The 14,486-nt window shown below is 48.3% G+C and carries 12 protein-coding genes; 6 read left to right on the forward strand and 6 right to left on the reverse strand.

Annotated features, from left to right (window positions below; translation table 11 throughout):
• Positions 1–14 precede the first annotated feature (14 nt).
• The 6 genes from J2X05_RS16175 to J2X05_RS16200 form a co-directional block, all read right to left on the reverse strand.
• A complete protein-coding gene (locus tag J2X05_RS16175) occupies positions 15–1,229 on the reverse strand; it encodes a M56 family metallopeptidase (RefSeq protein WP_310074408.1) in 1,215 nt (404 codons plus the stop codon).
• A gap of 2 nt (positions 1,230–1,231) precedes the next feature.
• Entirely contained in the window at positions 1,232–1,597 is a 366-nt protein-coding gene (locus tag J2X05_RS16180; RefSeq protein ID WP_310074410.1) for a BlaI/MecI/CopY family transcriptional regulator, read from the reverse strand.
• Between the two features lie 257 nt (positions 1,598–1,854).
• Complete coding sequence (locus tag J2X05_RS16185) at positions 1,855–2,715, reverse strand: PA4780 family RIO1-like protein kinase (RefSeq protein WP_310074413.1); 861 nt, start codon at positions 2,713–2,715, stop codon at positions 1,855–1,857.
• Positions 2,716–2,794: 79 nt separating this feature from the next.
• Positions 2,795–3,787, reverse strand: coding sequence for a glycosyltransferase family 2 protein (locus J2X05_RS16190; RefSeq protein ID WP_310074415.1), 993 nt, complete (start codon positions 3,785–3,787; stop codon positions 2,795–2,797).
• A 42-nt stretch (positions 3,788–3,829) separates the two neighbouring features.
• The gene (locus J2X05_RS16195; protein ID WP_310074418.1) at positions 3,830–4,987 is read right to left on the reverse strand and encodes a glycosyltransferase; all 1,158 of its coding nucleotides are present in this window, start codon (positions 4,985–4,987) and stop codon (positions 3,830–3,832) included.
• Positions 4,988–5,162: 175 nt separating this feature from the next.
• Positions 5,163–7,112, reverse strand: a complete 1,950-nt coding sequence (locus tag J2X05_RS16200) for an alpha/beta hydrolase family protein (RefSeq protein ID WP_310074421.1) — start codon at positions 7,110–7,112, stop codon at positions 5,163–5,165.
• A gap of 357 nt (positions 7,113–7,469) precedes the next feature.
• Here J2X05_RS16200 and J2X05_RS16205 point away from each other — a divergent pair, with 357 nt between their 5' ends.
• From J2X05_RS16205 to J2X05_RS16230, 6 genes are all read left to right on the forward strand, one after another.
• Positions 7,470–7,778 (forward strand): PepSY domain-containing protein, encoded by a 309-nt coding sequence (locus J2X05_RS16205; protein WP_310074424.1) that lies wholly within the window; start codon positions 7,470–7,472, stop codon positions 7,776–7,778.
• Between the two features lie 37 nt (positions 7,779–7,815).
• Positions 7,816–8,124, forward strand: a complete 309-nt coding sequence (locus J2X05_RS16210) for a PepSY domain-containing protein (RefSeq protein ID WP_310074428.1) — start codon at positions 7,816–7,818, stop codon at positions 8,122–8,124.
• Positions 8,124–8,795, forward strand: coding sequence for a response regulator transcription factor (locus J2X05_RS16215; protein WP_310074430.1), 672 nt, complete (start codon positions 8,124–8,126; stop codon positions 8,793–8,795). Before J2X05_RS16210 ends, J2X05_RS16215 begins: the two co-directional genes overlap by 1 nt.
• Complete coding sequence (locus J2X05_RS16220) at positions 8,792–10,123, forward strand: sensor histidine kinase (RefSeq protein ID WP_310074432.1); 1,332 nt, start codon at positions 8,792–8,794, stop codon at positions 10,121–10,123. The genes J2X05_RS16215 and J2X05_RS16220 overlap by 4 nt, the downstream gene beginning before the upstream one ends.
• Before the next feature lie 37 nt (positions 10,124–10,160).
• Entirely contained in the window at positions 10,161–11,969 is a 1,809-nt protein-coding gene (locus J2X05_RS16225) for an ABCB family ABC transporter ATP-binding protein/permease (protein ID WP_374725282.1), read from the forward strand.
• Positions 11,970–12,295: 326 nt separating this feature from the next.
• Entirely contained in the window at positions 12,296–14,467 is a 2,172-nt protein-coding gene (locus J2X05_RS16230; RefSeq protein ID WP_310074434.1) for an ATP-binding protein, read from the forward strand.
• The last annotated feature ends 19 nt before the right edge of the window (positions 14,468–14,486 follow it).

Consider the following 14,486-nt stretch of genomic DNA (forward strand, 5'->3'; position numbering starts at 1 on the left):
TCTTGGTTATGACGTTATTGTTTCGCTGGCTCCGCGCCTGCTGTTCCTTCGGAAAAATCCTTCAACAGTTGGATGGCTTGCTTACAGGATATATCTTCAAGCACCAAGGTGACTTTCTCATTTGCGTTTGCGACCAGAGTTTCATTGCTGCCACATTTTTTATTGACTTCGCGCATCACATCTTGCGCTGCTACCTCAGCAACATTGAGCGATATTGTTTTTTCATTTTCCGGTTTGGCGTGGGCACACACCGTGATCACTACACTAGAAAATATAATCAGCAAACTTGCTACCAAACTGTACCGGGATTTTGTGGCTCGCTGTTTTTTGTTAAAAAGACGAGTAATGCGGGTTAATAATAATTTGTTACCAGTGATGTTCATAGCAGATCTTTGATTGATATTCATATTTGCAAATTCCTTCAATGTGTTGGCGAATAGAAGTGGGTCTTTACTAATTGCTACCGCAATATCATCACAAGCATGTTCACGCTCCTTGTCAATTTTATGGGAAATCCAATGTAAAAATGGATTAAAAAAGAATAGAGTTTTGATAATGGTTTGCACCAGTCCGATCGCATAATCCTGACGGCGCGCATGGGCAAGCTCATGGAGCAAAATTACTTCTATTTGCTGTTGATTCATACCCATTAGCACACTTATAGGAAGTAGTATCACCGGTTTGAAATAGCCAATGACACAGGGAGTAATGGCCATTGTTGAAATGCGCAATTCGATGTTTGGGTTAACGCCCACTTTGGCAGCAAGCGTCGCGAATAGGGATTGCCATTGTTCCGGTGTGGAAGTGATGTGCTGATTTTTAATAAGCTGGCAGTAACGATAATCCAATAGTGTTTTTAAGCTGTAGACTAAAAATCCACACAGCCAGATAATGACAAGGCTATTGATATGTTCATTGATAAAATTTACCAGACTAAATAGGTTTTTCTCTGCAAGAAACGGTATCGCAGCAACCGGCTGTACCGGCCGCATGATAATTTCTGCACTGGCTTGCTGATAATTATAGAAAGTGATCGCGCTAATAAGCGCACTTAATATCAGGCTGCCAAGTGCAATCAGGTAGCGTGTATTAGCGGAAAAATGTTTGGTAAACAATAATAACAGCGCGCAACTTGCAGCAATAATGGCGTATTGCCATAGTGAATGTAGCAGCGTCCAACCGAGCGAATTAATCCAGTCTTGTCGTAAGATGTGCGAAATGGTTTGCATGATTATTTCTCCAGATTGTCGAGAAATGTTTTGATCTCGTCTAACTCCTTTTTGGATACTTTTTTATTGCCAAGCAGTTGCATCACCAGTTGGGATTTGGAACCGCCAAATGCACTCTGCAGTAGTTTATCGAGCATGGAGCTTTGGGTGTCGGCCTGCGCAATCTGTGGAAAATAGATGTGGCTCTTGCCATCTTTTTTGCGCCCCAATAAACCTTTCTGCTCCATGATCTGCATGGTTTTTAAGGTAGTGGTATAGCCAACCGGTTTACTTTCGCTGAGCTTGTCATTCACCACCTGGACTTTGGCTTCACCGCATTGCCACAGCACGTGCAAAATTTCCAGTTCGGCGGGGGTCGGTGTAGTCATAGCTTGCTCCAGTGAAAGGTAAATAGTTCGAACTACGTAAGTCTTCGTAAAATATATACGAAGACTTACGTAGATGCAAATTATTAGTTTGAGGGCATTGATCAGACGGCTGATTAAAAATAGTTAAGGGAGCTTTTATGCGAGTGTAATCGCTGGATCAACGCGCAGCGCATTGAGGTGTCGGGTGGGGTGATGTTGTAAATCTTGCGGGAACACTGGCGATACGATTATCGCCAGTGCGGTATTGCGGTGTGTTCTTAAAATTCCCCATCCCGCGCCATGCGTTCGCGCTCTTTGCGGTCTTCTTCTTCGGCTTTGGCGTGTTCGATGATGCGCATCATGGTGGCGATATCGGCATCGACGTTGCTCTCGGCAAATTCGCCGGTGAGTTTAACATTCGGGTGCAGGTTGCCGTGTTCGAACAAATGCCAAATTTCTTCGGCGTAATGGGTGACCAATAAATCCGGCGCGTATTGGCCGAAATAGTCGCGCATATTATTCACGTCGCGCGTGAGCATCATTTTGGCGTTGTTGTTACCGGCGGCATTCACGGCTTGCGGTAAATCGATAACCACTGGGCCGCTGTGATCAACCAGTACGTTGAATTCCGACAAGTCACCGTGGACTAAACCGGCGCAGAGCATGCGCACGATTTCCATCATCATCTGCGCGTGGTATTCGCGCGCGGTGTCCGGGTCAAAAGCGACATCATCCAGGCGCGGTGCCGGATCGCCGTCTTCATCGACCACCAGCTCCATCACCAACACACCCTCCAAAAACCAGAAGGGCGTAGGTACGCGTACACCCGCTTCGGCGAGGCGGTAGAGAGCATCGACTTCGGCATTCAGCCAGGCATCTTCTGCTTCTTTTTGGCCGTAGCGAGTGCCTTTAGACATGGCGCGGGCGCGGCGCGAGTTGCGCACGGTGCGCCCCTCTTGATACTGCACGGCCTGTTTAAAGCTGCGTTTGTTGGCTTCTTTATAGACTTTGGCGCAGCGGATTTCATCGTTGGCGCGCACCACAAAGACTTGCGCCTCTTTGCCGCTCATCAACTGGAACAGGACTTCATCGATCAAGCCATCGTCAACTAATGGCTGTAAGCGTTTGGGTATTTTCATCGGCGCTCGGGGTCTGGGCTGGGATTGTGCGCATGATAACACCCGCAGCCATTTACCGGAAAACGATTGGTAATTGGCCTCAGTACTCCTGTACAAAACGCTTCAGGCGCAATAACCAGCCACGTTTGAGATATTCCCTGAAGAGTTCGCGTTTGCCCCACCCGATATGTTCAAAAAAACGCGCGCGATAAACGCTTAAATCCGGTGCGGGATTCTTGTGCAAACTGCGCATATCGCGCGCGACGCAGATGTGGGTTTTCACACAAAAATAACTGAAGTAAAAGCGCGCGCGGCGGGATAACTGTGGATAGTGTTGTAACCACAAATCCAGGACTCCAGCGCAGGCGATCGACATATCGTCGATTTTTTTCTGACTGGAGCTGGCGAGAATACTGCCCTCGCGCTGGCGATAAGCGACCCATACACTCGGTTGATAAAAATAAGTTTGCACGCGCAGTGCGAGGCGCGGTGTGACCACCATATCTTCCATTACGCGCCCTTCAGGGAAACGCAAATCTGTGCCCCAGAGCGAGCGCTTGGAAATTTTTGACCAGATATGCAAATTGCGCTCTTTATAAATACCCTCAAATAATTTGAGCGGATCAGTGAGCAGTTTTTGTTTTGATCCAGAAAATGTCGCCGTGTGATTTTCGCCACGCCACAAATGCTTCCAACGCTGCTGTTCGCGCCAGACACGGAAATCGCACAGTACCAAATCGGGTAAATACTGGCGGGTGATCTGTTGCAGTTCGGCAATCGCTCCCGGATGAAGTGCATCATCGGAATCCAGAAACCAGACGTAATCTCCACGTGCGTTGTCGAGCAGGGTATTGCGCGCTGCGCTTAAACCGCGATTGTATTCGTGGCGCAGAATCGTTATAGGAACGATAGAATCTTCAGCGAATTCTTTTAGCAATTGATGTGAGCTATCGGTAGAACAATCATCAAGCACAATAATTTCCACACCGGGTGCTATTTGCTGTACCACCGACTCAAGGCATTCGCGCAGATAAGCTTCAACGTTGTACACCGGAATTAAAATACTGAGCCAAGGTTTGGGCGTGTGGATCACAATCAATTACACCTTTACGATCAGGGTTCTATTTACAGTGAATTAATTTTCCAGCAGCAATTGTTCGGGCAGCGCCGGAAGAGCAGTTTGTTGCAAATCCGAAAATAGCTGTTCGTAAGCCTGTGCCATACGATCGAGAGAGAATTCAGCGAGTGCGCGCTGGCGCCCTTGCTGTGCCAAAATTTGTGCGTAGGTTGAATTGTGTAACAGAATCTCTATCGCATCGGCCATGGCGTAAGCGCATTGGGCTTTTACCAATAGGCCATCGCTACCGTGGATAATCATTTCCTGCACACCAATCACGGCAGAACCTATCACCGCACAACCAGCCGCCATGCCTTCAGCCAGCGCGAGTGGCATGCCTTCGTAGCGTGTGCTCAGCACGCAAATTTGGTGGCGCATCAATAAAAAAGGCAAGTTGCCGCAGTGACCGGCAAAGTGAATCTGTCCATTGAGTTGCAACTCATCTACCAATTTTTTGGCTTTGGCGATATGGCGTTTGTTGCCCGCACCGGCAAACAATACCGGCGCGATAATATTTTTATCGCGCAAGAGCGCAACTGCACGGATTAATGTCTCATGGTCTTTTTGTTTGGCAAATCGCGCGGGCATGATAATGCCGGGGATGCGTTCAGTGAGTGGAACTGCATCGGCGTTAGCGTAATCTGATAACTGGATACCGTTATTGATCGCCATAATTTTGTGTGCGGGAAAACCCAATTCCAGCAAACGCGACCGCACCCCCTCAGAGCAGCCAATAATTTTATCGGTGTAATGCGCAAGCCAGCGCGCTTGTAATAAACGCAGTGGCGTATAGCGCTCGCGTGAATTGTGTTCGACATGAATTAAATGCGGAACCCGCGCGATCAAACCCGCATATCTACCCCAGAGATGTTCACTAAAACCGTGGGTGACGAGAATATCCGGTTGGTACTCTCGGCAGATACGCACTAATTCGACAATGGTTGCCAGGTGCGACCAACCTGCAACCAGTTTGAGTGAAATACCTTCAGCCTGAAGTTGGTTGACGCGCGCTTGATCGGTGGACGATTTTTTGCGCAGCACCAACATAGAAGAAAAGGCAGGATTGTTCTTCACCGCGCGAATCAAGTCGATGGCGACTTTGGTGGAACCGGTAAAACCCCCGGTGACAAAATGCACGACTTTGAGTGGACGCTGTGCCGCGAGGGAGCTATTCATAAGGGATACCGCATCAGTAAGGCGGGTTGCGGCTTGCTACGGACGAGCACAACCCTGATGGGGCGCGAGTATAGAAATATCGCGGCGGGAGAGTTGTGAAATTTTGTGCGGGATTGTTAAAAGATTCAGCGGGTTAAAACGCGCACCGGTTTAGGGTGCGCTTATGGCGATTGGATTATTGCAAGTGTTGGCGAACAAAATTCACCGTTGCCTCTAGCGCTTGGGTGCGGGTTTCGCCTTCGAGCAAGTGGTGGTTTTCACCTTTAAGTTCAAGCGCAGTTGCCAGTTTTTGTTGTTTTTTTAGTGCCTTTAACATTTGTTCGGATTGTTTGGGTGGAACACGTTTGTCATCAGCGGAATAAACTAACAGTACCGGTGCAGTAAAATTGCCGGCATAGGTTTCTGGTGACATTTTCTCCAAGGCTTTTTTGTCCACATCGCCATTGGCAAACTGCATCGCCATGTAATCGGCTACTTCACTGCTGCTGCCGTGCTGATTTTTATCCCACGCGAGCATAGCATTGAGATCGCCAATACCATTGATCGAGACTACGCACTTGTACAACTCTGGTGTAAATGCACCACCCGCCAAGGCGGCGTAACCACCGTAACTTGCTCCAACAATACAAACACGTTTAGGATCAACCATACCTTTGCTGGTAAAAAAATTCACTGCATCGGTCAAGTCGTCCTGCATCTTCTTGCCCCACTCGCCATGCCCGGCAGTATAGTGTGCCGTACCAAAACCGGTTGAACCGCGAAATTGAGGCTGGATCACCAAATAACCCTGTGCGGCAAGTGCCTGTGCAAAATAATCAAAACCAACAGTGTCGTAAGATGCCGGGCCGCCATGTGGATAAATCACTGCCGGTAAATTTTTAAGTGAGCCTGCCTTGCTGCGCGGAATGGTGAGCAAGGTAGGAATTTTTAAACCATCGCGCGCTGTATAAATGGACTTGCCAATCAAGTGAATATCTTGCGGTTTAAATGCAGGGCGTCCTGATGTTAAAAAGCTGGCCTGATTAGCGCTGTCAAACAAAAAATAATCTTCCGGGTAGTCTGACCCCTCAACGCGCACCACCACTTTTTGCCAATCGGGAGTCCAATCAATTAACCACACTGCCTGATCGGGAAAGTCTTTTTGAATAGCTTTTATTTTTGCATCGACTTTGGCATCAAAAAAATGATAAGAAGGAGTGAAGCCAGAATAGCGAACACCGTAAACTACACGCTGCATATCGGTTATGACGCTTCCAATATCAGCATCATCACGCCCCAACAAAGGTCCAGTGATGGCACCATCTTTCAGGCTCATAGTGTAATAGCTGGTACGGCCAGTTTTTTCATCATCGGTTAACATTACCAGTGATTGATAATCTGCTGTCAGTCCGACAAAGGATCTATTTTTTACGGCAGTTATTTCTTTGAAAATTTCTATCCACTTACCGTTATTAAGCGCGAGCACTTTATGCTCATTATTGCGCTCATCGTATTCCTCCTGAACGATCGCCTTGCCTTCGCGGTTTACAAAAAAATCATCTGTATGGTAACTCCCGCCCTGCTCGGGCTTTATATGGTTCCGTTTAAGGCTCACCTTGTATAACGAATAATTGGGTTTTGGAAAATGGTTATCAATTTGGGAATAAGCAGGCATAAGTGCATACTGGCCGTCGGGAGTAATGCCCACCACATGGCCCAATCCACTTTGCCCGGCCAGAATTTTATCCCCCGGAATTAACAGCTGACGAATTTTCTTATCCTTGATATTCAAAACAAACGCTGTGCTTAGGTCAAATTTGCCTCTAAAGCCTTTAACTCTGGTGTATTGCGATACACGCAAAAACAGTTGCTCATCATTAAAAAAGTAAATGCCTCCCGGTTGTATTTTGGAAACATCCAGTGCAAAAACCAGCTTTTTGTCTTTTATGGATACAACATAGACAGCATCTTGATCGCCAGTTACTTTGCGAAAAGCCACCAAATCCCCGTTGGGCGAAATGGCGACCATACCAACACTGGGCAATGCGCCATATTCGCTTAATGAAATACTGGCTTGAACGGGAAGGGTAATAAGACAAAATAAAAAAAGCAGCCTAGCCATAACATAGCGTAAAAAATGATTCATCCTGGGTTCCATTCAAAATTAATATTTATTTCCACGTTCATTTATGGTTACAACCCAGTGAAAAGTTGCACCTGTAAATCAAACAGCCTGAATTCCCTGCCCCCTGTGTACGATGCATCAGGTCTTTATCACTACCGGGTATTCGTAGCCCTAGGGCTTGCAGAGTAAAAGTGGTGCTATTGGCCATTGCAATAGCACCCCACGCAGTATCTACAAGCCCGATTTAGGCGTCAATGCACTTATCTCACAGCCCTGTTAAATAGCTCGGGGGTAAATTAAGTTTGGTTTAAGCGGACCTATTTAATCTGATCAGCGTTGAAACACACTTTATTCATTCACCGCTGCAGGAGCTTTACCATGAAAACTACCCATAAATACTTATTAATCGCCAGCCTTATTAGCCTTGCCGTTAGCGCACAAGCGCGTGACCTGGGGCCGGATGAGGCGCTGAAACTGCGTGATTCTGGTACTATCCAATCGTTTGAGAAACTCAACGAACTGGCACTGGCGCAACATCCCGGTGGTGTAATCCGCGAAACTGAGCTGGAAAACGAATGGGGCCGCTATGTTTATCAACTGGAAGTAGTTGATGCACAGGGTGTTGAGTGGGATCTGGAGTTGGATGCGACTAACGGCCAGATTCTCAAAAACCATCAGGATGATTAAATCCCCCTTTTATCGATCTATTCATGAATAGCATTTGATGCAAACCATTACGCGTATCGCACTGTATGTTTTTCTCGCCGCGCTCACCCTTGGGGTCAGCGCGCGCGACCTTTCGCAAGACGAAGCCCTGCGCCTGCGCGAGCAGGGACGCATTATCCCATTGGAAAAATTACTGGAACTAGTGGCACAGCGTCACCCGCATGCCAGTTTGCTCGAACTAGAATTGGAAGAAGACGACGATATTTATATTTATGAAGTGGAACTCGCGACGCGCGACGGCGTAGTGCGCGAACTCGAATTTGATGCGCACACAGGAAAATTGTTAAAAGACGAGGAAGACGATTAATGCGTTTATTAATTGTTGAAGATAACGTTGCCCTCGCTGACGAACTCACCGCCGATTTACAGCGTGCCGGTTATGCAGTGGATTGGCTGGCCGATGGCCGCGATGCGCTCTACCAGGGCGCCAGTGAACCTTATGATTTAATTTTGTTGGATTTAGGTTTGCCCGGCAAATCCGGCTTGGAAATTTTGCGCGAGTGGCGTGCAACGGGAATGAATCGCCCGGTATTAATTCTTACCGCGCGCGACCACTGGGCAGAGCGCATCGATGGTTTAAAAGCCGGTGCCGATGATTACCTCACTAAACCTTTTCATCCGGAAGAACTGCAATTACGCATCCAGGCGCTCTTGCGCCGCGCCCATGGGCAAGTGAATCAGCCGCAATTGGATGTGGCCGGATTGCAACTGGATGAAGCCCATCAAACCGTGATTAAACAGGGCGAGCAAATTGAGTTAACCGCAGCCGAATTTAGTTTGCTGCGTTATTTTATGTTGCACTGCGGAAAAATTATTTCCAAAAGCCAACTCAATGACCATCTTTACGATGGCGAAAGTGAACGCGATTCCAATGTAATTGAAGTACACGTTAATCACTTGCGCAGTAAACTGGGTAAAAGCGCCATCGAAACCAAGCGCGGCCAGGGCTATCGTTTTATTGGTATCGATAGTCCATGATGCGCGCGCTGAATTCCATCCAGCAGCGGCTGAGCATCAGTTTAATTGCGGTGCTGATTCTGGTGGGGCTAGTGCTCGCGCAGATGAGCCTGTGGTTATTTGACCAAGGCCTGCGTCGCTATCTGGAAAATCATTTACAGGATGAGGCGGAATTATTAGTCGCGGCACTGGCGCGTGGTGCCAATGGCATTGAGCTGAACCAGCAGCATGTTTCCGCCGCTTATCATCGCCCTTTCTCGGGCCATTATTTTTGTATTGATTTGGATGAGCAGCAGTGGCGCTCGCGCTCGTCGTGGGATTTTTCACTGCCAGAACCTGCACAACAAGGCTTGATGCAGGAACTGGTTGATGGCCCGCAGGCGCAGCAATTATTAATTGTACGCGCCGATTATCGCCGCTTTGGTAAAAATATTTTGATTGTAGTCGCGCAGGATTACACACCCATGCTCGATAGCTTTCGCCGCGTACAATGGATTGGTGGCGGTATTGGCTTGGGCGCATTACTACTATTGGTGTTGTTGCAGCGCTATTTAGTTGCGCGCGCGCTGCAACCGTTAGAGCAAGTGCGCACGCAGATTGCACAGTTGCAACAAGGGCAGCGTGCGCAACTGGATGCACAAGTGCCGCAGGAATTACAGCCATTGGTGCAACAAATCAATCACCTGTTACACCACACCGAAGATAATCTCACCCGCTCGCGCAATGCACTGGGTAATCTCGGCCACGCATTAAAAACACCGCTTGCGATTTTATTCAGTCTCGCTAATCGCCAGGAATTAAATAGCCACCAAGAACTGCGCGATAATTTGCGCAACCAACTTACGCATATGCAAGAGCGCATCAGCCGCGAGTTGGGGCGCGCGCGCCTTGCCGGTGAGGCCTTGCCTGGCGCTTATTTTGTCTGCGCGACAGAGCTGCCAGATTTAGTGGGAACGCTCGCACAAATTCACGGCCGCAATTTAACAATTACCTGGTCAGCCGCGGATAACTTGCGCTTGCCTTGGGATCGGCAGGATATGCTGGAATTGCTCGGCAATCTGCTCGATAACGCCTGTAAATGGGCGCAGCAAAAAGTCGCGCTCAATATCACCCAGGACAACAATCATTTTATTCTGACCATTGATGATGATGGTCCCGGCATAGCACCGGAGCTGCGCACCCAGGTATTAAATCGCGGCGCGCGTATTGACGAACAGATACAAGGTCACGGTTTGGGCTTGGGCATAGTGCGCGATATAGTGGAACACTGCAAAGGCGAGCTGGGCTTGCATGAGAGTCCATTCGGTGGATTGCAGGTTGTAATCCGCTTGCCTGCCCCCAACTCCTGAGCCACTCCACTGATCCTTCCTCACTGAAGAATATTTTATGCACGGCATGCATTCGTCCGGTTTGTCCGCCCATCCCAATCAAGAAGCACGCACTGATGCCAAAGTGAATTTGCGCCAGAGCATGGCCTATTTGCTGCCCTATCTGTGGGACTTTAAAGGGCGGGTGATTCTTGCTGTGGTGGCGCTGCTCGCCGCCAAGGGCGCAACCCTGGTGATGCCTTGGGCACTTAAACATATTATTGATGGCGTAGATCGCAGCATCGCCCCGGAATTGGCGCTGCCTGCTTTTTTTATACTGTTTTACGGTGCGCTGCGTTTTGGTAGCGTTTTTTTTGGTGAGGTGCGCGATGCATTATTCAGCCGCGTCACTGAACATGCCATGCGTAAAATCGGTTTGCGCGTGTTCAACCATTTGCACTCGCTCGAACTGGCATTTCATCTTGACCGCGCGACCGGCGGTATCAGCCGCGATATAGAGCGCGGGACCAATGGCATCAGTTTTTTGATGCGTTTTTTGATGTTCAATATTGTTCCTACCTTATTTGAAATCTTAATGGTGGCGATTATTTTTGCCGCAGCCTTTTCGATTTGGTACGCGGTCATAACCTTGGTTGCTGTTGCGATTTATGTAGTGTTTACGATTTACACGACCGAGTGGCGCAATAAATTTGTGCGCGAGGCGAATCAGGCTGATTCATCCACCAGCACCCGCGCGATTGATTCACTGCTCAACTATGAAACGGTAAAATATTTTAACAACGAACAATTCGAAGCCGAAACCTACGATAAATTTCTCGCCAATTGGGAGACGGCTAAGTTAAAAAATCGCATGTCGCTGCTGGCACTAAACTCCGGGCAGGCATTGATTATCGCGCTGGCGATGACTGCGATGATGTGGATGGCCGCGCAGAGTGTGATCGATAAGGAAATGACGCTAGGTGATTTGGCGATGATCAACGCCTATATGATCCAATTATTTATCCCGCTCAACTTCCTCGGTTTTGTCTACCGCGAAATCCGCCGCTCCCTGACCGATCTGGAAAATATGCTGGCGCTGTTAAAACGCAGTCCGTCCATTAGCAATAGCGCTGAAGCGCAGCCACTGCAAGTCAGCAAAGGAGCAATCCATTTCCAGCAAGTGGATTTTGGTTATCACGCCGAGCGCCCGATTCTCAAACACTTTAATTTGCAGATTCCGGCGGGCACCAAGGTGGCGATTGTTGGCTCCTCTGGCGCGGGTAAAAGTACTCTCTCGCGTTTGCTTTACCGCTTTTACGATATCAACTCCGGCAGCATCGAGATCGACGGGCAAGATATTCGCTATGTCACGCTGGAGAGTTTACGCCGAGCCATCGCCATAGTGCCTCAAGATACAGTGCTGTTTAATACCAGCATCCGCGAGAATATTGCCTATGGTAAACCGCAGGCGAGCGAAGAACAGATTGACCGCGCAATTAAAATGGCGCATCTGGAAAACTTTATAAACAGTTTGCCGCAGGGCGATAAAACCTTGGTCGGCGAGCGGGGGTTAAAAGTATCAGGCGGTGAAAAACAGCGCATCGCGATTGCGCGGGTATTATTAAAAGGCTCGCCAATTTTAATTTTTGATGAAGCCACCAGCGCACTGGATTCCAATTCCGAGGCGGCGATTCTTGCGGCTATGCATGAAGTGGCCAGCGGCCACACCACCCTCGTGATTGCTCACAGGTTATCGACGGTGGTAGATGCTGACCAGATTATTGTGTTGGATGCAGGCGCCGTTGTTGAGCAGGGCACACACGCTGAATTGTTGGCGCAGCATGGGAAATATGCGCAGATGTGGGCGATGCAGCTTCAAGATCAGTAACCCAACCCATTGAGGCGCCAAATGTGCGCATACCACTTCAGAGCTGCACCAATTAGGTATCGCCAGCTGATTGCAACCTGGATGCTTTTTGTAGCACAAACAAATTTAAGCGCCAAAAAAGGGCGGCCACTACCTCCGCTGCCTGTCTGATCCGCTCCAATTCTTTGCCTGGACGCAATCCCTCCATTAAAAAATTACTTGGCATAAGTTTCGCTAAGGCTCCTACACAGTGAAAGATGGCACTGAACGTTGGAGTTGTCGGGGCAAAATGGAACGCCTTGCAGTTGTATGCAACTGCACTCATTTAATGGTGATAGGTGAACCAGATGTCGCAGAATATCGATAGTCAACACAAGCCGCGATTTGATTTTGGAAAATACAAAGGCATTATTATCTCCGTTGCGTTATTTTTGTTGCTTGACGCATCTGTATTGCTCTTCAATTTTTATGTCTCCTTTGAAATTGCCGATGATGCAGTAGGTGTGAACCTGGCTGGCCGTCAACGTATGTTGTCGCAACGTATGGCGAAAACATTATTTGTATTGGATGCATCGCGCGATGACCCTGCAGGTTTCAAAACAGCATTTGATGAACTGCAATTGAGTAAAGGGTTGTTTGATGAAACACTCAACGGTTTTATCAATGGCGGCGTGGTGCGCGGTGCCGGTAAAGAGGTGGTAACACTGGAGCCAGTTACCAATCGTTTGGGTAAAGACTCACTGCAAAATACTCTCTTGCTGTGGCAGCCTTATAAAAGTGCCGTCGAACAGTTAACGACCGACGTACAGAACAATCTTCCCTATGAATCTTCTTTAGTTGCTGCAGTGACTATGGCGCGCACGCATAATTTGGCGATGCTCAGCTCCATGAATGATTTGACGGTCAGCCTTGAACAGGTGGCAGCGTCCAAGGCGACGCGCTTGCGGATAATTCAAACAGTGGGCATCAGCCTCGCGATTATCAACTTCCTGTTTATTATGTTTCACTTTGTGCGGCAATTGCGTGATAGCGATAAAGTCATTGAAAAAGCTCGCCGCGAGACTACGGAAATTCTGGAAACGGTTAACGAAGGTCTGTTTTTGATTGATAAAGATTTAATTCTGGGTGAGCAGCATTCGGCACGCTTGGTTGATGTACTGGGGCCACAGGAGTTTGCGGGAAAATCGTTCCAGGCATTGCTGGAAAATATTGTCAGCGAAAAAGACGCGGAAACCGCGCGTGGATTTATTGAGTTATTGTTCGACCCAAAAGTGAAAGAAAAATTGATCGGTGATCTAAACCCGCTCAGTTTGGTTGAAGTGAACATCGCGCAGAGCAATGGCGGTTTCCTCACCAAGCATTTGCAATTCAGCTTTGCGCGCGCCTACCAAAAAGATGACGATGGAGCGCAGAAAATTTCCCATGTATTGGTTACGGTGCTGGACATCACCGAACAGGTCAAATTGGAACGCGCACTCAATGAGAGCCGCAAACACAATGAATCACAACTGGAAATGATCACCGGGCTGTTGCATACCCATCCGGGTTTGTTGAAAGAGTTTATCGCCAATAGTTTCAATTGTTTCAACCGCGTGAATAATATTTTACGCCAACCCGCCAAAACCTCCCAGGCAGTGCGCGATAAAGCCACCAGCATCTTTCGTGAAATCCACAACTTCAAAGGTGAGGCTGCATCGCTCAAACTGGACTTTTTTGAAACTGCCGCCCACAAGATGGAAGACACTCTTGCGCTGCTGCGCGACAAGCGCGATTTGAGTGGCAATGATTATCTCGGCTTAACGGTGCAACTTGAAAGTTTGATCAGCTACACCCAGCAAGTTGAACACCTCACCGAAAAACTCGGCCAGTTTGCAGTAGTGAGTAGCAACAGCCCGCGCCCGGTGAACAATAAACAAGTTACTGGTAGCCGCCGCAGCGATGGCTGGGAGCGGCTAGAGGATTTTGTGCAAAACATTGCAATGCGCAATGGCAAGATGGTCAAGTTGGTCGCCAGTGGTCTCAGCGAGATTGATTTGGATAGCGAGTATCAAAAAAAGCTAAAAGATATTTGTATCCAACTGCTCCGCAATGCAGTTGTGCATGGAATTGAAACACCGCGCGATAGAGAACTCAGTGAAAAACCCATCGTTGGTCGTATCGATTTACGCCTTGCTAAAGTATCTGAAACTGAAATGGAATTGACCGTGATGGATGATGGTCAGGGTCTTGACTATGACGCGATTCGCTCCAAAGCGCTCAGCTCAGGAAAATGGCCGGAAGACGAAATTGAATCATGGACTAATAAACATTTGCTTGGTTTGATTTTTCATGATGGGTTTAGCACCGCTGCAGAGGTCAACAAAGATGCCGGTCGCGGTGTGGGTATGGAAGCCGTCATGAATCATGTGCTCGCACAGCGTGGCAAAATCAGTGTGTCCAGCCGCAGCGGGCGCCACTGTCGTTTTGTCATCACTCTGCCGATAGTGCACACCAATAGCAGCGAAGAAATTGCCGCCTGATATCGATAAGGAAAATACC

Origin of the sequence: Cellvibrio fibrivorans, from assembly GCF_031457055.1 — a bacterium.
GTDB lineage: Bacteria > Pseudomonadota > Gammaproteobacteria > Pseudomonadales > Cellvibrionaceae > Cellvibrio > Cellvibrio fibrivorans.